17 protein-coding genes are annotated in these 19,729 nt (G+C 62.1%); 2 read left to right on the top strand and 15 right to left on the bottom strand.

Annotated elements, in window-relative coordinates; translation table 11 throughout:
• Positions 1–4: 4 nt before the first annotated feature.
• The 5 genes from C6571_RS11330 to C6571_RS11310 all read right to left on the bottom strand — a co-directional run bounded on the left by C6571_RS11330 (position 5) and on the right by C6571_RS11310 (position 3,649).
• Positions 5–631: an MlaC/ttg2D family ABC transporter substrate-binding protein gene (locus tag C6571_RS11330; protein WP_245901544.1), complete on the bottom strand. Its 627-nt coding sequence runs from the start codon at positions 629–631 to the stop codon at positions 5–7.
• Positions 632–752: 121 nt separating this feature from the next.
• Positions 753–1,505: an MlaA family lipoprotein gene (locus tag C6571_RS11325; protein ID WP_106446771.1), complete on the bottom strand. Its 753-nt coding sequence runs from the start codon at positions 1,503–1,505 to the stop codon at positions 753–755.
• Between the two features lie 8 nt (positions 1,506–1,513).
• Complete coding sequence (mlaD, locus tag C6571_RS11320; protein ID WP_106446770.1) at positions 1,514–2,002, bottom strand: outer membrane lipid asymmetry maintenance protein MlaD; 489 nt, start codon at positions 2,000–2,002, stop codon at positions 1,514–1,516.
• A 34-nt stretch (positions 2,003–2,036) separates the two neighbouring features.
• Positions 2,037–2,819 (bottom strand): lipid asymmetry maintenance ABC transporter permease subunit MlaE, encoded by a 783-nt coding sequence (mlaE, locus tag C6571_RS11315; protein ID WP_106446769.1) that lies wholly within the window; start codon positions 2,817–2,819, stop codon positions 2,037–2,039.
• Entirely contained in the window at positions 2,816–3,649 is an 834-nt protein-coding gene (locus C6571_RS11310) for an ABC transporter ATP-binding protein (protein WP_106446768.1), read from the bottom strand. The genes mlaE and C6571_RS11310 overlap by 4 nt, the downstream gene beginning before the upstream one ends.
• Positions 3,650–3,999: 350 nt before the next feature.
• On the opposite strand from C6571_RS11310, the gene speD reads away from it, so the two are divergent.
• The gene (gene speD / locus C6571_RS11305) at positions 4,000–4,407 is read left to right on the top strand and encodes an adenosylmethionine decarboxylase (protein ID WP_106446767.1); all 408 of its coding nucleotides are present in this window, start codon (positions 4,000–4,002) and stop codon (positions 4,405–4,407) included.
• 163 nt (positions 4,408–4,570) lie between these two features.
• Positions 4,571–5,512 (top strand): polyamine aminopropyltransferase, encoded by a 942-nt coding sequence (gene speE / locus C6571_RS11300; protein ID WP_106446766.1) that lies wholly within the window; start codon positions 4,571–4,573, stop codon positions 5,510–5,512.
• Between the two features lie 86 nt (positions 5,513–5,598).
• On the opposite strand, the gene C6571_RS11295 is transcribed toward speE, so the two are convergent.
• The 10 genes from C6571_RS11295 to C6571_RS11250 form a co-directional block, all read right to left on the bottom strand.
• Positions 5,599–6,375 carry an amino acid ABC transporter ATP-binding protein gene (locus tag C6571_RS11295; protein ID WP_276329902.1) on the bottom strand — a complete coding sequence of 259 codons (777 nt, stop codon included), beginning with the start codon at positions 6,373–6,375 and terminating at the stop codon, positions 5,599–5,601.
• Positions 6,356–7,009: an amino acid ABC transporter permease gene (locus tag C6571_RS11290; RefSeq protein WP_106446765.1), complete on the bottom strand. Its 654-nt coding sequence runs from the start codon at positions 7,007–7,009 to the stop codon at positions 6,356–6,358. Before C6571_RS11290 ends, C6571_RS11295 begins: the two co-directional genes overlap by 20 nt.
• Positions 7,010–7,187: 178 nt before the next feature.
• Positions 7,188–7,982, bottom strand: coding sequence for an amino acid ABC transporter substrate-binding protein (locus tag C6571_RS11285; RefSeq protein WP_106446764.1), 795 nt, complete (start codon positions 7,980–7,982; stop codon positions 7,188–7,190).
• 168 nt (positions 7,983–8,150) lie between these two features.
• Positions 8,151–9,626 (bottom strand): glutamate synthase subunit beta, encoded by a 1,476-nt coding sequence (locus tag C6571_RS11280; protein WP_106446763.1) that lies wholly within the window; start codon positions 9,624–9,626, stop codon positions 8,151–8,153.
• A 27-nt stretch (positions 9,627–9,653) separates the two neighbouring features.
• Entirely contained in the window at positions 9,654–14,429 is a 4,776-nt protein-coding gene (locus tag C6571_RS11275) for a glutamate synthase-related protein (RefSeq protein WP_106446762.1), read from the bottom strand.
• A gap of 176 nt (positions 14,430–14,605) precedes the next feature.
• The gene (locus C6571_RS11270; protein WP_106446761.1) at positions 14,606–15,310 is read right to left on the bottom strand and encodes a transposase; all 705 of its coding nucleotides are present in this window, start codon (positions 15,308–15,310) and stop codon (positions 14,606–14,608) included.
• A gap of 378 nt (positions 15,311–15,688) precedes the next feature.
• A complete protein-coding gene (locus C6571_RS11265; protein WP_106446760.1) occupies positions 15,689–16,708 on the bottom strand; it encodes an IS110 family RNA-guided transposase in 1,020 nt (339 codons plus the stop codon).
• A 111-nt stretch (positions 16,709–16,819) separates the two neighbouring features.
• Complete coding sequence (locus tag C6571_RS11260) at positions 16,820–17,701, bottom strand: class I SAM-dependent methyltransferase (RefSeq protein WP_106446759.1); 882 nt, start codon at positions 17,699–17,701, stop codon at positions 16,820–16,822.
• Positions 17,698–18,321, bottom strand: coding sequence for a DUF1415 domain-containing protein (locus C6571_RS11255; RefSeq protein WP_106446758.1), 624 nt, complete (start codon positions 18,319–18,321; stop codon positions 17,698–17,700). The genes C6571_RS11260 and C6571_RS11255 overlap by 4 nt, the downstream gene beginning before the upstream one ends.
• Positions 18,322–18,409: 88 nt before the next feature.
• Positions 18,410–19,639 (bottom strand): Yip1 family protein, encoded by a 1,230-nt coding sequence (locus C6571_RS11250; protein WP_106446757.1) that lies wholly within the window; start codon positions 19,637–19,639, stop codon positions 18,410–18,412.
• Positions 19,640–19,729: the final 90 nt, after the last annotated feature.

Here is a 19,729-nt window from a genome sequence, read left to right as displayed (position 1 = left end):
GGCATCAGCCCTTGGCTGCATTGCTTTTGTTGCGCGCTTCCAGCGTTTCGATCAGGCCGTCGATGCCGTGGGCATTGATCTCCTGCGCAAACTGACTGCGGTAGGTTTCCACCAGCCAGACGCCGAGCACGTTGAGGTTGTAGATCTTCCAGCCAGCACCCTCGCCCGGCGTTTTCTCCAGTCGGTAGTCGAGCTGCACCGGGTCGCCCCGGCCGCGCACCTCGGTGCGCACCAGCACATCTGTGTCCTCAGGCGCGGCCCGCAGCGGCTTGACAACCACGGTCTGGTCGCCCACCTGCGCCAGAGCGCCCGAATAGGTACGGATCAGCAAGGTCTTGAAGCCTTCCTGCAGCCGTGCCTGCTGCGCAGGCGTAGCGCGGCGCCAAGCCGGTCCCACGGCGGCAGCCGTCATGCGGCGGAAGTTCACATTGGGCATCACGCTTTTGTCGACCAGCGCGATGATGTGATCGATATTGCCCGCCTTCAGCGCCGGATCGGCGCGCAACTCGTTCAGCACCTCACTGGACAGCCGACGCACCAGCGCATCAGGTGCTTCCTGCGCGGCCAATGCGGGCTGCAAGGCCACCAATGCAAGCACCAGAGCCACGAGGCGGCTCAAGAATCCACTCATCATTCAAACTCTCCTGAATTTGCCGCGTTCGCGGCCTAAAAAATCATTGTGTGACAGGAAGGCACACGAAATGCGTCGGCCGGCAACGCAGATGCAAGCAAGTGCAAGCCGCCCACCCGTCCTAGCGAACCTCGCCCGCTTCGGGCTCGGATGGCAGGCTACCGTCACTTGGCAGCGCGTCCGCAGGGCGCTTGAATCGGCCGCTTTCTTCGCGGCGCACCTGGAGGTAGACCTCGCGGGTGAAGCTGTATTTGTCGAGGGCTGCACTGTCGAGCACCCGTCCGGCCCGCAGCAGATTGGCGCGTGCGTCGACGGCGCGCAGCGCATACAGACTGTTGCGCGCCGAAACTGGATCGACCATCGAGAGGGGATTGCCCCACATATCCACTGGCAGCGCGGCCGTGTCACGAATGGTGGACGGCCCCAGGATGGGCAGAACGAAATACGGACCGGTGGGAACGCCCCAGCGCCCCAGGGTCAGGCCGAAGTCCTGCTTGTAGCGATCCATACCCATTTCGCTTGCCACGTCCAGCACTCCGGCAAGCCCCATGGTGCTGTTGATGGCAAAGCGAAAAAAGCTCGTGACCGCAGGCTCGACCCTCAGCTGCAAGCTGTTGTTGACAAACGACCAGGCGTCGCCCAGGTTGGCAAAGAAGTTGCTCACCCCCGTGCGCACCAGCACCGGCGTGGCTTCCTGGTAAGCCGTGGCCACGGGCTTGAGCACGGCCCGATCGACCGTCTCGTTGAACTCGCTCATTTTGCGGTTGTAGGGCTCCAACGGATCGGCTGGATTGCGGTTTGGGCCACTGGCGCAGCCGGCCAGCGCGCTGCCCAGCGCAAGTGCCATCAGGATTTTTTTCATATGGGGGTACATCACGGGTTTTATTTGTGGGCAGCCCCGTCGCCGGATGGCGTGGCGTCGGCCGCTTTGCTGTAGAGGAATTGGCTGATCAGATTTTCCAGCACCACGGCCGACTGCGTCGCCACGATGCGATCGCCTTCGACCAGCATTTTTTCATCCGGTCCCGCCTCGATGCCAAGGTATTGCTCGCCCAGCAAGCCGCTGGTCAGTATCTTGAGCGAGCTGTCTTTGGGGAAAGCATAGCGATCCTGGATCGCAATCGTCACCGTGGCCTGGTAAATCTTGTCGTCAAACGTGATCGACTCCACACGCCCGACAACAACGCCGGCGCTGCGCACCGCCGCCTTTGGCTTGAGGCCGCCGATGTTGTCGAAGCGTGCCGTCACACGGTAGCCCGATCGGAAATCAAGCTGCAGCAGGTTGGCCGACTGCAGCGCCAGAAACACCAGCGCCGCAGCGCCCAGCATCACAAACAAGCCCACCCAGACATCGGTTCGCGACTTTTGCATTTGAATCAATCCTTTTCTTGCAGCTGGCGGCGGTTCAGAGACTGAACATCAATGCCGTCAACACGAAATCCATGGCCAGTACCGAAAGCGAAGCCACCACCACAGTGCGCGTGGTGGCGCGCGCGACCCCTTCGGGCGTGGGTTTGGCGGTGTAGCCCTGCAAGAGCGCCACGAAGGTGACGACGAAGCCAAACACCACACTCTTGACCACCCCATTGCCCACGTCGCGAAAGACATCGACCCCGCCCTGCATCTGGCTCCAGAAAGACCCAGAGTCCACACCAATCAGTGGCACCGCCACTGCCCAGCCGCCCATGACACCCACTGCACTGAAAACCGCCGCCAGCACCGGCATGGCAATCACGCCGGCCCAGAAGCGCGGCGCCAGAATGCGGCGCACCGGGTCCACGGCCATCATTTCCATGGCGCTGAGCTGCTCACCCGCCCGCATCAGGCCGATTTCAGCGGTGAGCGAGGTACCAGCGCGGCCAGCAAAGAGCAGTGCCGTGATCACCGGGCCCAGTTCGCGCAGCAAGCTCAGCGCCACGAGCTGGCCCAGCGCCTCGGTCGAACCGAAGCCCTCCAGCGTGTAGTAGCCCTGCAGCGCCAGTACAAAGCCGACGAACAAGCCGGAGACGGCAATGATGCCCAGCGAATAGTTGCCCAGAAAGTGAATCTGGTCGCGCACCAGACCCGGCCGGCGCGCCGCGGCGGGCAGCAACGCCACCAGGCGGACGAACAAACCGGTGGCGCTGCCCACCCTTGTGAGCAGGCTGCGTACGGCGAAGCCCATATCGGCAGGACGAAACCAGCTCATGGCTGCGCCCCCTGTTGTGGACCAAAGTCCTGGTCGATGCTGGGGCCGGCGTAATGAAACGGCACCGGCCCGGTGGGAAGCGCGTGCACGAACTGGTGCACCAGGGGGTCGGTGCTGGCACGCACTTCAGCGGGTGTGCCCTGGGCCGCCACGCGGCCGGGGCCGAGGATGACCACTTGGTCAGCAAGCTGCAGCGTGGCTTCCAGATCGTGCGAAACAAGAATGGTGGTCAAGCCCATGGCGTCATTGAGGCGGCGAATCAGCTCGGCCGCCGTGCCCAGCGAAATCGGGTCCAGCCCGGCAAAAGGCTCGTCGTACATCACCAGTTCCGGGTCGAGCGCAATCGAGCGCGCCAAAGCCACGCGCCGCGCCATGCCGCCCGAGATCTGCGATGGCATGAGATCACGCGCACCACGCAATCCCACGGCGTGCAACTTCATGAGCACGATGTCGCGCACCAAGGCTTCAGACAAATCGGTGTGCTCGCGCAATGGGAAGGCAACGTTTTCAAACACGTCGAGATCGGTGAACAGGGCTCCGTACTGAAACAGCATGCCCATGCGACGGCGTGCGCGATACAGCTGCTCATCGTTCATTTGCCCGATGTCCTCACCATCAAACAGCACCGCGCCGCGATGGGCACGCTGCTGCCCGCCGACGAGGCGCAACACGGTGGTTTTCCCGCCCCCGGAAGCGCCCATGATCGCTGTGATCTTGCCGCGCGGCACGCGAAGAGAAAGCCCGCTCAGGACCTCGCGTTCGTCGTAGCCAAAGTGCACCCCGCGCAGCTCGACGAGTGCGTCGGGGGAGGAGAAAGAGGGCGTGGGCATGGACAAGCGGGCAGACCGCCAAATGACGGCAAACCAGCCATCATAGGGGAATTACCCATACGCCATCCGGCGTCCCTTCCCTGCTGGCTATAATTTCAGGTTCTGGCAGGGGTGCGAAAGCGCTCCTGGCGTGGACGCTGCACCGCATCGATCCGCACCAGACCCCGCCTGCTTCGCCGGGCGGAGCGCTGTCAGCCTTGCCCCGGCGTTGCTAGAACGCCACCTGAACCCGAGGGCGCAAGCGCTGCGCTCCCCATGTTCCCTGGCAACTGTCAGCGCGCTGCGTTCGGTGCAGCCGCTAGGGCGGCGCGCCGGTTTTTGCCAACCGCAAGAATAAGGAACTCCAACCCATGCCCCCTGTTTCCACGCTGGTCTCTGCTGTGCGCCCCTTGATACGCCAAGCCACTGGCTTGCATCTGATCGGGGATCTCTACGGCTGCCTATGTGACAGCCGCCTGATGCTTGACGCCGCTTACCTGGAAAATTTTTGCAAGGAACGCGTGGCCGCCGCCGAATTGACCGCAGTGGGCAGCCTGTTTCACAGCTTCGGCGAAGGTGGCGGCGTGACTGGAGTCGTGGTACTGGCCGAATCGCATCTGTCCATTCATACCTGGCCTGAAGCGGGCTATGTGACGCTGGACGTCTACGTCTGCAACTATTCGACCAACAACCGTCCCAAGGCACAGCAATTGTTTGACGACATCCAGGCCGCGTTCAGCCCGGCAGATCCGCATCTGCACCGGGTTGAGCGGGCTTGAACATGAGGCATCCCCTGAGTCGCCTTCAGCGCCTTTCCCCTTCTCTCGAATCGCTTTGCGATTCGGGAAAGGAGACAACGCCAGCGCGGCGGGGCGGCGCTTGCGCGGCGTTCAATGCTTGTTGGACGCGCTCGTTTCAACGGCATTGCCTTTTTAGACTGCCATGACTCAACCGCGATACCTTGCCGAGCGACTGACGCCCGACTTCGGCTTTTACCTGCGTGCAGGCGAACTGCTGGCCCAAAAGCAGTCGCAGTGGCAGCACATTGAGGTCTTCGACAACGCGCTGTTTGGCCGCGTGATGCGCATCGACGGCTGTTTCATGACCTCGGAGCGCGATGAGTTTTTTTACCATGAGCCCATGGTGCACCTGCCCGCCATCGCGCACCCAGGGCCGCGCAACGCGCTGGTGGTGGGCGGAGGCGACGGCGGTGCGGCAGAAGAACTGCTCAAGCACCCCAGCATGGAGCGCGTCGTCCTGGCCGAACTCGACGCCGAAGTGATCGCCATGGCACGGGCCTGGCTGGGCGGCATTCACCACGGTGCGCTGGACGACCCGCGCCTGGAGATTCGCCTGGGCGATGCGCGCGCGCTGATCACGGGCTGCAGCGAAACATTCGACCAGATCGTGCTGGATTTGACCGACCCGTTTGGTCCGGCGCTCGATCTCTACACCGTGGAGTTCTACCTGGCCTGCCGACGGGTACTGTCGCCTGGCGGCGTGCTGTCGCTGCACCTGGGCTCGCCCATCCACCTGCCGCAATCCATGGCGCGCATTGCCGCATCGCTGCGCGCAGCATTTCCCATCGTGCGACCGTACCTTCAGTACGTGCCGCTCTACGGCACGCTGTGGTGCATGGCCATGGCGTCGGACAGCACCGACCCGGCGCTGCTCAGCAGCGAGACCGTCGACATTCGCATTGCCGAGCGCGGCCTGGACGGCTTGCAACTCTACAACGGCGCGACGCACCAGGCGCTGCTGGCGCAACCCAACTTTGTGCGCGATCTGCTGGCGCGCCCAGCGCAGCCCATCTACCGGGGCGGCAGTCTGCCCGAAGCCATGGATCCAGACGAGCTGCCCAAGATTGCGGTACTTGCGGCCTGAGCGCCAGGAGCATCCATTTCTAGGTAAAAATGGGCTCTAGCGCTTATCCTGTATACGCTAGAAGCTACAAAATTAAGAGTGGCTGACTACAGCATGTGCTGCAGGAAGGCCTGGGTGCGGGCGTGTTGCGGATGGGCAAAAAAGTCCGCTGCGCGCTGATCCTCAATCAGCTCGCCCTGGTCCATGAAGACCACGCGGTGGGCCACCTCGCGCGCAAAGCCCATCTCATGCGTGACCACCAGCATCGTCATGTGCTCGTCGGCCAGCTGGCGCATGGTGCGCAGCACTTCGCCGGTCAACTCAGGATCGAGGGCCGAGGTCGGCTCGTCGAACAGCATGATGTCAGGCTCCATGGCAAGCGCACGGGCAATCGCCACACGCTGCTTCTGCCCGCCCGAGAGGCGTGAGGGGTAGCTCGCTGCCTTCTCCTTGAGGCCGACCTTGCCCAAGAGCGCTTGCGCGCGCGCCTCGGCCAACTCCCGCGAGAGGCCCAGCACCAGCATCGGCGCGAGCGTGATGTTCTCCAGCACCGTGAGGTGGGGAAACAGGTTGAAATGCTGAAACACCATCCCTGTTTTCCCGCCAATGCGCCGCAGATCGCGCTCACTGGCGTACGCGCAGCGCCCGGCAGCGTCGGTGCTGGCCAGCGTCTCACCCTCGATGGCGATGTGCCCGCTGTCGATGGTTTCGAGGTGGTTGAGGCAGCGCAGCAGCGTGCTCTTGCCGGAACCCGAAGGCCCGATCACGGCCACCACCTCGCCGCGCGCAATCTGCAGCGACACATCGCGCAGCACCTGCAGGCTGCCAAAGCGCTTGTGCAGGCCGCGAGCCTCGATCATGAATTCAGGCGTCTTGCCGTGCATAGCGATTCTCCAGGCGCGCAAAGCCCCAGGTCAGCAGCAGCGTCATCATCAAGTAGAACGCTGCGGCGACGATAAAGGGCGTGGTCGTGAAGTCGCGCTGCACGATGCCGCGCGCGGCGCGCAGCAGGTCGTTGAGCGCCAGCACGTAGATGAGCGAGGTGTCCTTGACCAGGGTGATGGTCTCGTTGCTCATGGGCGGCAAGATGCGCCGCGCCATCTGCGGCAGCACCACGCGGCGCATGGTCTGGCGGTAGTTCAGGCCCAGCACGCGCGCGGCCTCGTACTGGCCGCGATCCACCGACTCAATGCCACCGCGAAAAATCTCTGCGAAATACGCGGCGTAGTTCAGCGCAAAAGCCACCACGGCCGCCGGAAAATCAGGCAGCCGCACGCCCACCACCGGGACAAAAGGCAGAGCGAAATAGATGAACAGCATCTGCAGCATCAGCGGCGTGCCGCGCATCAGCCACAAATAACCGCTGACGGCCGCACGCAGCGCCGCCCACCGCGACAGACGCGCCAAAGCCAGTGCCAGCCCCAGCGGCAAGGCCAGCGCCAGCGTGATGAAAAACAGCTTGAGCGTGACCTGCGCGCCTTGCCACAGCGGCGGGAGCATTGAGAGCAGATAGTCCATAAAAGGAGCGACAGTTGAGTGTTTTATACAACTCGCTGCCGTTGAAACTGGCGTGACCCAAACCAGCAGACGCTGCGCAAAGGCCGCCCCGCAGCGCTGGCGTCGTCTGCCTTCCACATCGCGCAGCTTTGCGAGAGAAGGGGGAAGGCGCGCAGCGCCTCAGGGGGTTGTACCCAATTTACTTCGTAATGTCCTTGCCAAACCACTGGGTGGCAATGGTCGCGGCGGTGCCGTCTTGCTTCATGTCGGCCAGCGCCTTGTCGAGCCGGGTCAGCAAGTCGGTGTCGCCCTGGCGCACACCGACGCCATAGTCTTCGGTGCCAAAGTGGTCGTCCAGTACCGCGTAATCCTGCGGTTTCTTGGCGACGTAGTAGCGCCCGACCACTTCGTCGACCACGACAGCGTCGAGCCGGCCAGTGGCAAGGTCCATCAGCGCGGTCACGTTGTCGCCAAAGGTCTTGAGTTCCTTGAACGACTGAAAGACTGCCGCGTCTTTCTTGACGGCATCCACCGCGCTGCTGCCTTCTTGTGCGCCGACTACCTTCCCCGCCAGATCGGCCTTGGTCTTGACGTCGGAGGCACCGCCGACCACCACGATCTGGTGGTTCTCCATGTAGGGCGCGGTGAAGTCGATGTTTTTCTTGCGCTCTTCGGTAATGGTCAGGCCGTTCCAGAGCACGTCGACGCGTTTGCCGGCCAGCTCGGCCTCCTTGGCGCTCCAGTCGATGGGCTTGAAATCCACTTCCACGCCGATGCGCTTCGCTGCTTCGCGCGCCATGTCGATGTCAAAGCCCACCAGCTCGTTCTTCTCGTCGCGGAAACCCATGGGCGGGAAATTGTCGTCCAGACCGACAACGATCTTGCTGATCGCCGCCGGCGCAGCAGACATGGCGCTTGGTGCTGCCTCTTGCTTGCCACAGGCGACGAGCAATGCGGTGAGAGACAGGGCGATCAGGGCGGAACGTTTGTTCATGGCAGGGGAAATATCCTAGGGAAAACCCGATATTGTCCCAGACGCGGCGCGCTGCAGCTAGCCTGTCAATTGGTCCCTCTGGAAAAGGGGCCGAGCACGCTAGCAAAATGATAGCTTCTAACGCTTACTGAATAAGCGATTGAAGCCATTTTTAATGCAAATTTCTCTTTAGCGAGGCAGTTCGCTCGATCCCATGAGGAACTGATCCACGGACCGCGCGGCTTGTCGCCCTTCCCGAATCGCCCACACCACCAGAGATTGGCCGCGGCGAATGTCCCCGGCCGCAAACACGCCGGGCACATTGGTGGCGTAGCCACCCTCCTCGGTGCTGGCGCGGACATTGCCGCGGCCATCTTTTTCAAGACCAAAGGCGTCAAGGACCGCAGCGACCGGGTTGACAAAGCCCATGGCGAGCAGAACCAGATCAGCGGGGTAATGCTTTTGCGTCCCTTCCACTTCGGTCAGCTTGCCGTCCTTGAATTCCACCTGCACGGTGGTCAGGCCCTTGACCTTGCCCTTCTCGCCCGTGAACTCCTTGGTGGAGATGGCGAACTCACGCGTGCAGCCCTCGTCGTGGCTGGAGCTGGTGCGCAGCTTGATCGGCCAGTAGGGCCAGGTCAGCGGCCGGTTCTCGACCTCAGGCGGCATGGGCATGACTTCAAACTGCGTGACGCTGGCAGCGCCGTGGCGGTTGCTGGTGCCCACGCAGTCGCTGCCGGTGTCGCCGCCGCCGATGACGATGACGTGCTTGCCATCGGCACGGATCTGGCCTTTGAGCTTGTCGCCTGCGTTGATCTTGTTTTGCTGCGGCAGGAATTCCATGGCGAAGTGGATGCCGGCAAGGTCGCGCCCCGGCACCGGCAGATCGCGCGACTGCTCGGAGCCCCCCGTCAGCAGCACGGCGTCAAAGTCCTTGCGCAGTTGCTCGGGCGTGATGGTTTCCTTGGCCCAGTTGGTCACCTTGGAATCCTTGCCCAGGCCGTTCTGCGCACTGCCGACAAAAACGCCGGTGCGAAACACCACGCCCTCGGCCTGCATCTGCGCCACGCGCTTGTCGATGTGCACTTTGTCGAGCTTGAAATCCGGGATGCCGTAGCGCAGCAGGCCGCCGATGCGGTCGTTCTTTTCGAACAGCGTCACGTCGTGGCCGACGCGCGCCAGTTGCTGCGCCGCCGCCATGCCGGCGGGGCCAGCGCCCACCACGGCTATGCGCTTGCCGGTCTTGTGCGCTGGTACTTTGGGTGTGACCCAGCCGTGCTCCCAGGCGCGGTCAATGATGGCGTGCTCGATGCTCTTGATACCGACAGCGTCGTCGTTGATGTTGAGTACGCAGGCGGCTTCACAGGGCGCTGGGCAGATGCGGCCGGTGAATTCGGGGAAGTTGTTGGTCGAATCCAGCACCGTGAAAGCACTCTTCCAGTCGCTCTGATAGACCAGATCGTTGAAGTCCGGAATGATGTTGTTGACCGGGCAGCCGCTGACGCAAAACGGCGTGCCGCAGTCCATGCAGCGCGCCCCTTGCACCTTGGCCTGCGCGTCGGAAATGCCGATGACAAACTCCTTGTAGTGCTTGACACGTTCGGCCGCAGGCGGATAGCCCTCTTCGATGCGGTCGTACTCCATGAAACCCGTGATCTTTCCCATGTTCTCTTCCTCGTGAAGGGTCAGCGCTTACTTCGCCGCTACGGCAGTCAGATCCACACTGGCCACTGGCGGCGTGGCCGGGTCTTCCAGCACCTGGCGTTCGTACATTTCCGACAGCGCACGCTTGTACTCAGTGGGGAACACCTTGACGAACTTGCTTCGGGATGCGGCCCAGTGGTCCAGCAGCTCACGCGCGCGTTTGCTGCCGGTGTATCGGTTGTGCGCTTCGAGCAGTTGTTTGAGCAGTGCTTCGTCGCTCTGGCCCTGGTGCCAGCTTGCGCGCTGGTCACCGGCCTGCTGCTCGTCATGCGGCAGGATGCGCTCGAGCGTCACCATGGCCATGTTGCAGCGCGTGTCAAATTCGCCGTCTTCGTCGTAGACATAGGCGACACCGCCGCTCATGCCGGCAGCAAAGTTGCGCCCGGTCTTGCCCAGAACAACGACCGTGCCGCCAGTCATGTACTCGCAGCCATGGTCGCCTGTGCCTTCCACCACCGCCGTGGCGCCTGAGAGCCGCACGGCAAACCGCTCGCCCGCCACCCCGGAGAAATAGGCCGATCCGCTGGTGGCACCGTACATCACGGTATTGCCGACGATGGTGTTGCGTGCTGCGTCACCACGGAACTCCAGGCTGGGGCGCACCACCAGGCGGCCGCCGGAGAGGCCCTTGCCGGTGTAGTCGTTGGCATCGCCGATCAGGTACAGCGTGATACCGCGGCACAGGAAGGCACCAAATGACTGGCCACCCGTGCCTTCCAACTGGATGTGAATGCTCTCGTCGGGCAAGCCTTCAGGGTGCACACGCGTTACCGCACCCGAAAGCATGGCGCCGACCGAACGGTTGACGTTGCGTGCCACCTCGATGAAGCGCACGCGTTCCCCATTTTCAATGGCGGGGCGGCTGCGCTCAATGAGCTTGCGGTCCAGCGTGTGCTCGATGTTGTGGTCTTGCGCTTCGACATGGAAACGCGGCACGTCGGCCGGCACCTTGGGCTGTGCGAACAATCGCGAAAAATCAAGCCCGCTCGCCTTCCAGTGCTCCAGGCCCTTGCGCATATCGAGCAAGTCGCTGCGGCCCACCATGTCGTCGAACTTGCGGATACCCAGCTGCGCCATGATCTGACGCAGCTCTTCGGCCACGAAGAAAAAGTAGTTCACCACATGCTCGGGCCGCCCGGAAAATTTCTTGCGCAGCACCGGGTCTTGCGTGGCCACGCCGACGGGGCAGGTGTTGAGGTGGCACTTGCGCATCATGACGCAGCCTTCCACCACCAGCGGAGCCGTGGCAAAGCCGAACTCATCAGCGCCCAGCAGCGCACCAATGGCGACGTCGCGGCCGGTCTTCATCTGGCCGTCGGCCTGCACGCGAATACGGCCGCGCAAACGGTTCAAGACCAGGGTTTGCTGTGTTTCGGCCAAGCCGATTTCCCAGGGGCTGCCCGCATGCTTGATAGATGACCAGGGCGAGGCGCCGGTGCCGCCATCGTGGCCGGCAATCACCACATGGTCGCTTTTGCATTTGGCGACGCCTGCGGCAACCGTGCCGACACCGATTTCGGACACCAGTTTCACGCTGATGCTGGCGTGCGGCGCCACATTTTTCAGATCGTGGATGAGCTGCGCCAGGTCTTCAATCGAATAGATGTCGTGGTGCGGCGGGGGTGAAATCAGACCCACGCCGGGCACGCTGTGGCGCAGCTTGCCGATGTAGTTGCTGACCTTGCCGCCGGGCAGTTGGCCGCCCTCACCCGGCTTGGCGCCCTGTGCCATCTTGATCTGGATCTGATCAGCGCTGGAGAGATACTCCGCCGTTACGCCAAAACGGCCGGAGGCCACCTGCTTGATGCGGCTTCTGAGGGAATCGCCGTCCAGCAGCGGCAGATCGACCTCCACATTCTCGGCGCCGATCACGCTTTTCAGGCTATCACCCTGTTGGATGGGGATGCCCTTGAGCTCCTGGCGATAGCGCGCGGCATCCTCCCCCCCCTCGCCGGTGTTGCTTTTGCCGCCGATGCGGTTCATGGCCACGGCCAAAGTGGCGTGCGCTTCGGTGCTGATCGAACCCAGCGACATGGCGCCGGTGGCAAAGCGCTTGACGATCTCCTTGGCCGGCTCGACCTCTTCCACTGAGATGGCCTTTGCCGGGTCGAACTTGAACTCGAACAAGCCGCGCAAGGTCATGTGGCGCTGGCTCTGGTCGTTGATGATCTGGGCGTATTCCTTGTAGGTGCTCCAGTTGTTCGAGCGCGTGCTGTGCTGCAGCTTGGCGATGGCGTCGGGCGTCCACATATGCTCTTCGCCGCGCGTGCGCCAGGCGTATTCACCGCCGGCGTCTAGCATGTTTTCCAGCACCGGGTTGTCACCGAAAGCCGCTTGGTGCATGCGGATCGCCTCTTCGGCGATCTCGAACACGCCGATGCCCTCCACCCGACTGGAGGTACCGGTGAAATATTTCTGCACCGTGGCGCTGGAGATGCCGATAGCTTCAAACAGCTGCGCGCCGCAATAGCTCATGTAGGTGGAGACGCCCATCTTCGACATGATCTTTGACAGGCCCTTGCCAATCGCCTTGACGTAGTTGTAGATGGCCTTGTCGCTTGAGAGCTCGCCGCTCAGGTCCTTGTGCATGTCGGCCAGGGTTTCCATGGCCAGCCATGGGTGCACCGCCTCGGCGCCGTATCCAGCGAGCACCGCGAAGTGGTGTACTTCGCGGGCCGTGCCGGTCTCGACCACCAGACCCGTGGTGGTGCGCAGACCCTCATGCACCAGGTGCTGATGGATGGCCGAGAGTGCCAGCAGCGAAGGAATCGCTACCCGGGTGGCACACAGTGCGCGGTCGCTGATGATCAGAATGTTGGCACCACCCTTGATGGCATCCACAGCTTGCGCGCACAGCGAAGCCAGCTTGGCTTCGACCCCCTCACGTCCCCACAGCAGCGGGTAGGTGATGTCGATCACGCTGCTGCGGAACTTGCCCTGCGTGTGCCGCGCAATGTCGCGCAGCTTGGCCATGTCGGCCACGTTGAGAACCGGCTGGCTGACTTCCAGCCGCATCGGCGGATTGACCTGGTTGATGTCCAGCAGATTCGGCTTGGGGCCAATGAAGCTGTTGAGTGACATCACGATGGCCTCGCGGATCGGGTCGATCGGCGGATTCGTGACCTGGGCAAACAGCTGCTTGAAATAGTTGTACAGCGGCTTGTTGCGCCCTGAGAGCACTGCCAACGGGCTGTCGTTGCCCATGGAACCAATGCCTTCTTCGCCGTTCCTGGCCATGGGGGCCAGAAGGAACTTGATGTCTTCCTTGGTGTAGCCAAAAGCCTGCTGGCGATCGAGCAGCGTCGGACCAGCATCCTTTTGCTCGCGGGCGGGTTCGTAGCCCAAAACTGGCTCCGTCTCGACGATGCTGTCGAGCTTGATCCGCAGGTTCTCAATCCACTGCTTGTACGGCTTGGTATTGACGACGTTGGCTTTGAGCTCGTCGTCGTCAATCATGCGGCCCTGTTCGAGATCGATGAGCAGCATCTTGCCCGGCTGCAAACGCCATTTGCGCACAATGCGGTTCTCGGGCACCGGCAACACGCCAGACTCGGATGCCAGGATCACCAGATCGTCGTCCGTCACGCAGTAGCGCGACGGACGCAAGCCGTTGCGGTCCAGCGTCGCGCCGATCTGGCGCCCGTCAGTGAACACGATGGAAGCCGGGCCGTCCCAGGGCTCGAGCATGGCGGCGTGGTATTCGTAGAAGGCGCGCCGGCGTGGGTCCATCGTGGTGTGCTGCTCCCAGGGCTCAGGAATCATCATCATCACAGCCTGGCTGATCGGGTAGCCCGCCATGGTGAGCAATTCAAGGCAGTTGTCGAAAGTGGCTGTGTCCGACTGGTCGGCAAAGCTGATTGGGTAGAGTTTTTGCAGATCGGCGGCCAGCACGGGCGAGGCCATCACGCCTTCGCGTGCCTTCATCCAGTTGTAGTTGCCCTTGACGGTGTTGATCTCGCCGTTATGCGCAACATAGCGGTAGGGGTGGGCCAGTGGCCACTCGGGGAAGGTGTTGGTCGAAAACCGCTGGTGCACCAGACCCACGGCCGAGACGCAACGTTCGTCCTGCAGATCCAGGTAGTACTTGCCCACCTGATCCGCCAGCAGCAGGCCCTTGTAGACCACGGTGCGGCTCGACATGCTCGGCACGTAATACTCTTTGCTGTGCTTGAGGCCCAGCGCCTGGATGGCGGCGCTGGCGGTCTTGCGGATCACATAGAGCTTGCGCTCAAGCGCGTCCTGCACGATGACGTCGTTGCCCCGTCCAATGAACACCTGGCGCAGGATGGGCTCCTTGGCACGCACTGCGGGCGACATCGGCATGTCGCGATTGACCGGCACGTCGCGCCAGCCGAGCAGCACCTGGCCCTCGGCCTTGATGGCGCGCTCCATCTCCTGCTGGCAGGCCAAGCGGCTGGCGTGCTCTTTGGGCAGGAAGATCATGCCGACACCGTATTCGCCGGCGGCCGGCAGGACCACGCCCACTGAGCCATCGGGCGCCTTGCCGGACTGTGCCATCTCCTGGCGGTACAGCGTGTCGGGAATCTGGATCAGGATGCCCGCGCCGTCACCCATCAGCTTGTCGGCGCCGACTGCACCCCGGTGATCGATGTTTTCAAGAATCTTGAGCGCCTGGGTCACGATATCGTGGCGCTTGTGCCCCTTGATATGGGCTACAAAACCCAGCCCGCAGGCGTCGTGTTCGTTGGCGGGCGAATACAGCCCATGTTGCTTCAAATGCTCGATCTCGGCGGCCGTGGTCATGGCGCACTCCTCAGTTTTTTCGCAGGGGAGCCGAGATTAGTGCATTGCAGCATTCTTACGCAAGAAAAATAATTAGGGTCAGAGTCCAATTATTTAAGTAGTTTTCAGAAGTATGTTTAATTAGGGACACATTGAAAACAATAGCAATAGATCCTTACTCAACGTGCGTTACGTCGTCAATTTTCTTTGCTTTTTTTGACCATTTTTGGACGCCCTGCGGTCGCCTTGGCAGCACGACGAGCGGTTTTGCTGTGCAACTCCGCAACGAATTCGGGACCACCAAGTGCCCAGCCGCGCAGCGTGGCGTCGGTCAGAGCGTTTGTTTGCTGGCTGTCGAGGCCTGTCTGGAGCATTTGCCGATAGGCGGCTTCGCGTGCGAACGGAGTGTTTCCCAGTGCCCAATACAAGGCATGGGGCGTTAGCAAGCCATCGCTGCGCAGTCCGAGATGAAAAGCGCAACTGGACCACGGCCAATCGGCCAGATTCTGGACGAGATGCGCACGCTCAGGGTTAAGGTCGATGTACACCATGCAGGCGAGTAGGTAGCGCTCAGATTCAATCAAGGTGGATCGGTAGCGCCCCTCCCACAGCGTTCCGGTGCGCGTGTGGCGCTGATTGAACCAGCGCACGTAACTGCGTCCCACGGCCTGCATCATCAGAGCAAGACCATCGCCGGTTGTGGGCGTGACCAGCAAATGGAAATGGTTGGGCATCAGAACGTAGCCATGCACCGCAACGGCAAACTTCTGCGCGTATTCCTTCACTGCATCCAGCATCCGCTCGAAGTCCCGCGCATCTTGAAAGATCACCTGCCGATTGTTGCCGCGTTGGATCACATGGTGCGGGTAATGCGCGACCGAAAGCCTGGGGAGTCTGGCCATACAAAAGCTCCAATTTGTTAAAATTGGGGTCTGACCCCAATTTATTTAAGAAAATTATAGCTCTTCGGCGATTGGGGTCTGACCCCATACATGGACGCCCCCGGTTTGCCAAGCCGCGCCTGAGCATGATGTTGTTTTCAAAGGTATCAGGACTGCTGCCATACATCCGGACTTTGTTGGGTCACTTTCAACCCTGTCCCTGATGGAATTCGCTCACCAGCTCCCTATCAATTTCGCGTGCTCGTTGCCGGCACGTCGGGGTCATCGGGTTTTGCTGATGCCGGTCCAACCTGTGCTTGCCATCATCTCGCCTTGAGCGTTGCCTGTGCAATCAATGGGTGCGCTGCCCGTTTCAATCGTGTTTGTCCTCGTTCGCTTTCATACTGCGGCCAACATTCTGGCCTCCGGCCGGTATTCGCTGGCTTTGACCAGCATGGCCCAAAGGATGCGTGCATTGCGATTGGCCAGTGCAACTGCAGCCACATTGGCGTTGCGCCGGCTCAGCAGCCGATCGAGCCACGCATCGGTGCTTTTGCCTGCGGCGCGCCGCCGCTCATTGGCCTGAATCAGCGAGCGCGCTCCATGGATGAGCAAGGTGCGCACATAGCCATCGCCGCGTTTGCTGATGCCCAGCAGTTTGTCCTTGCCCCCACTGGAGTGCTGGCGCGGCACCAACCCCAGCCAGGCGGCCAGTTGCTTGCCATTGGCAAACAGCGTGGCATCGCCCACGGTGGCCACGATGGCGCTGCTGGTGATGGGGCCGATGCCCGGCACTTGCTGCAGCCGTCGCTCGGCGCTGTCTGCCTGCACCGATGAGGCGATGAGCTGCTCCAGTTGAGCGACCTGCGCATCGAGCTGCTTGAGCTGCTGGTGCAGATGTCCGATCAGGGTGCGCATGGGCGAAGGCAGCGCCATGCGCTCATCAGCGGCAACGGCGCCAGCTTGGACGAGCACCACGCGCAGGCCCTGGGCCATCACGATGCCGAACTCACTGAGCAAGCCGCGAATCTGGTTGGCCAGCGCCGTGCGCATCTTCACAAAGCCCTGGCGTGCGCGGTGCACGGCCAGCACCGCTTGCTGTTCGCAGCTCTTGACAGCCACAAAGCGCATGCTGGGGCGGCTGACAGCTTCGCAGATGGCTTGCGCGTCTGCGCGGTCGTTCTTGTTGGATTTGACGTAGGGCTTGACATCGTGCCCCTGGCTTTGCAGCTTGCGCGCCCAGAAATGCGCGCCTGAGCAGGCCTCCATGCCAATCAGGCACGGCGGCAAACCGACAAAAAACTCGGCCATCTGCGCGCGGCGCAGGGGCTTGCTGAAGACGATCCGACCGGTGTGATCGACACCGTGCACGTGAAAGATGTTCTTGGCCAGATCGATGCCAACGGTGGTAACTTGCATGGTGGACGCTCCTGTCTGTTGAACAAGTGGTTGATCGAGCCTCCACTTTGGCACTTCAAGGCCGATCAGGTGGGGGCGTCCATTCCATTAATTAACCCAATTAACCCCCGATTAATTGATTGGAGTCGGTCGCAACCCGAAACGTGCGCCAAGGCTTTGTTCGAGGCCGAACTCCACCAAGATGGCGCGCAGGCGCTCGGCTGCGCTGTGCTTTCGCTGGCCAGTATGGCGGGCAATGATGAGTTCGTTTTTCATGCTGTGTTCCCAGCCCACCAGCTCGGTGACCGTGACCTGGTAGCCACTGGATTCCAGGTACAGGCAGCGCAGCACGTTGGTGATCTGGCTGCCCAACTCGCGCGTGTGCAGCGGATGGCGCCACAACTCCGCGAGCGGCGTGCGCGCCAGTTGCAGCGCCTTGCCGGCGCGCAGGCACGCGGCCACTTCTGCCTGACAGCAGGGCACGATCACCATGGCGCGCGCACGCTTTTGCAGCCCGAACGCAATGGCGTCGTCGGTGGCGGTGTCACAGGCGTGCAAGGCGGTGACGATGTCGATGCGCTCGGGCAGTTCGGCAGCGTCGGCCGATTCAGCCACCGAGAGGTTGAGAAACGCCATGCGGTCGAAACCTAGGCGCTTTGCAAGCTGGCGCGATTTGTCCACCAGGTCAGCGCGGGTTTCAATGCCGTAGATCTGCCCGCGCCCCAGCGCCTTGAAGTACAGGTCATAGAGGATGAAGCCGAGATACGATTTGCCCGCACCGTGGTCGGCCAATGAAGGCGCATGACCGCCGGCCGCTGACTCTTCGAGCAGCGGCTCGATGAACTGGAACAAATGGCTGACCTGCTTGAGCTTGCGGCGCGAATCCTGGTTCAGGCGGCCGTCCCGGGTCAGTATATGGAGTTCCTTGAGCAGTTCCACCGACTGTCCGGGCCTCAGTTCAGGCAGGTCGGCCACTGTACTGTCAGGTCCTTTCTCTGCCTTGCGCGCTTTCATACACCTTCGCCCTCACCCACTGGAGAACGCTGGGCACCCACACCCAATGCAGTCCAGCCGTCCATGCCCAGTTCTTCAAGCTGCTCCACGTTGCGCTCGAAAATCGCTTCGGCCTGCGGAAAAGCTTCGACAGCCCGATCGATGCTGTCTTCGCGCAGCAGATGCAGCGTGGGATACGGTGCGCGGTTGGTGCAGTTGCTGACATCGTCCTCTGCGGTTCCAGCAAAACGAAACTGCGGGTGGAAACTGGCGATCTGCAAGACTCCGGCGAGGTCCAGCGAGCTGAGGAGGGATTCGCACTCGTCCAGAAAGTCATTGAAATCCAGGAAATCCGTGAAGCTGTTGGGGAGCATCAGCAAGCTGGTATCACGCTCCTGTGCAGGTAATCGAGCAAGCGCAAGCAGTTCTGACTCGAGCACGGCCAACACCTCCTCGGCACTGCGCGCGCGGCACACCACGTAATGGATTTGCTGCTTGCTGTGCACGCCCTTGGCAAACGGACACAAATTCAGCCCGATCACTGCACGCTCAAGCCAGCGTACGGTGTCTTGCACGACACCGGCATCGGCGGCGCTGCGCAAGGAAGAGGCGCCCGCAGGCGAACAGAGAGACGAAGTCATGGGCGGGCACCGGGTGGCAGACAAAGGACGATTTTATCGGTCACCCTGGGTCACACAGCATGCAGCCCAAGCCGGCTGGCGCACCCATTCAGTTGGCGGGGCGCTGGAGCCGCTCCAGTGCAGCAATATCGAGCTGTGAGGCCACGCTGCGCAGCGCAGCAATATCCATGTTGTCCGCAGAAATGCTGATCAAAACGCCGTTCTTCAGCGCCATCTTGCGCTCCGCTGAGCTGCCGTCCTTGGCGTAGCTCTCGTGCAGGGTGCGCCCACCCTCCTGCCAGGTCTTCTCGGCATGGTGCTGATCTTCCTTTTCGCCCTGGGCCATGCCGAAAGCGGCTGCCGCCATGGCGCCCAGGCCACCCAGATCCATGATCTCCACATGCACCGTTCGCTCACCACTTCCATAGTCGGCGCTGGCCTGACTGGTGGGCAGGCCCAGTGCGGTACCATCCTGCACCTCAAAACCGGTGCGCGCCAGGCCACCAAGCTGCTCGGGCAGCGCCGCCTTGAGCGTTTGCGCGCCCAGGGCCTTGCCACCACCCAACATGCTGGCGGCGGCGGCTGTGGCATCGCGGGTTGCGGCGGCCATGGCTGCAGGGTCTTTCTGCGCACTGGCCTTCTCCATGCTGCGCGCGGCCTCTTCCATCTTGCGCTGCATGGCAGCGATCCCCCCGCCATCGATGGTGACCTCACCGCCCGGCGTGCGCACCGAGACGTTGGGCGTATCACCGGAAGCCCAGGGACCGACACCGCGCGGCATGAAGAGCGCATTGATGGCGCCCACGATCAGGCCGAGCACGATGGCAGCGACGATCACCAGCGCCGTATAACCGACCGACTTCTCGCGCGCACTCTTCATCAAAATCGGCAAGCCAGCGTAAAGCAGGTAAATAGAGTAAAGGCCGGTGAGCACGCTCAACATGGCCAGCATGGGAAGCAGCGCAAACACGCCCCCCAGCATGGCTGAGGTGCTGGCATAGACCGCCACCTTCAATGCTTGCAGCCGGTTGCCGACACCGCCAAAGCGAGGTGCCAGAAAGTCGATGATCACCGCCAGTATGTACACGCCCACCAGGCTCAGTACATACGACACAACCATATTGGCAAGGCCCGCGAAGAAAGGAACGCGCATGGATACGCCAAACATTCCCATGCCAATGATCGACATGCCAATGAAACCGCACACTGCGGGAATGGCGGCCAGAATCATGAGGTAGCCGGTGTAGAGGCTGGCGGTATCGGTCTGTTCGGTATCAATCACCTCCCAGGTCGGCCGGGGCGATAGCAAGATGGATTTGGCGCGTTCGACGATGTTCATGGTTCCTCCCTGTCGGAATAGACCCGCAGACTGCGGGCCGGCGAAAGGGCGAACCATAAGCGCGGACTGCCTGCGGGGCAAGGGCTGGCG

The sequence above is a fragment of the Simplicispira suum genome, from assembly GCF_003008595.1.
Taxonomy (GTDB): Bacteria; Pseudomonadota; Gammaproteobacteria; order Burkholderiales; family Burkholderiaceae_C; genus Simplicispira; species Simplicispira suum.
Note: the sequence above shows the minus strand (reverse complement) of the source record. Positions and strands in the feature narration are given on the sequence as shown.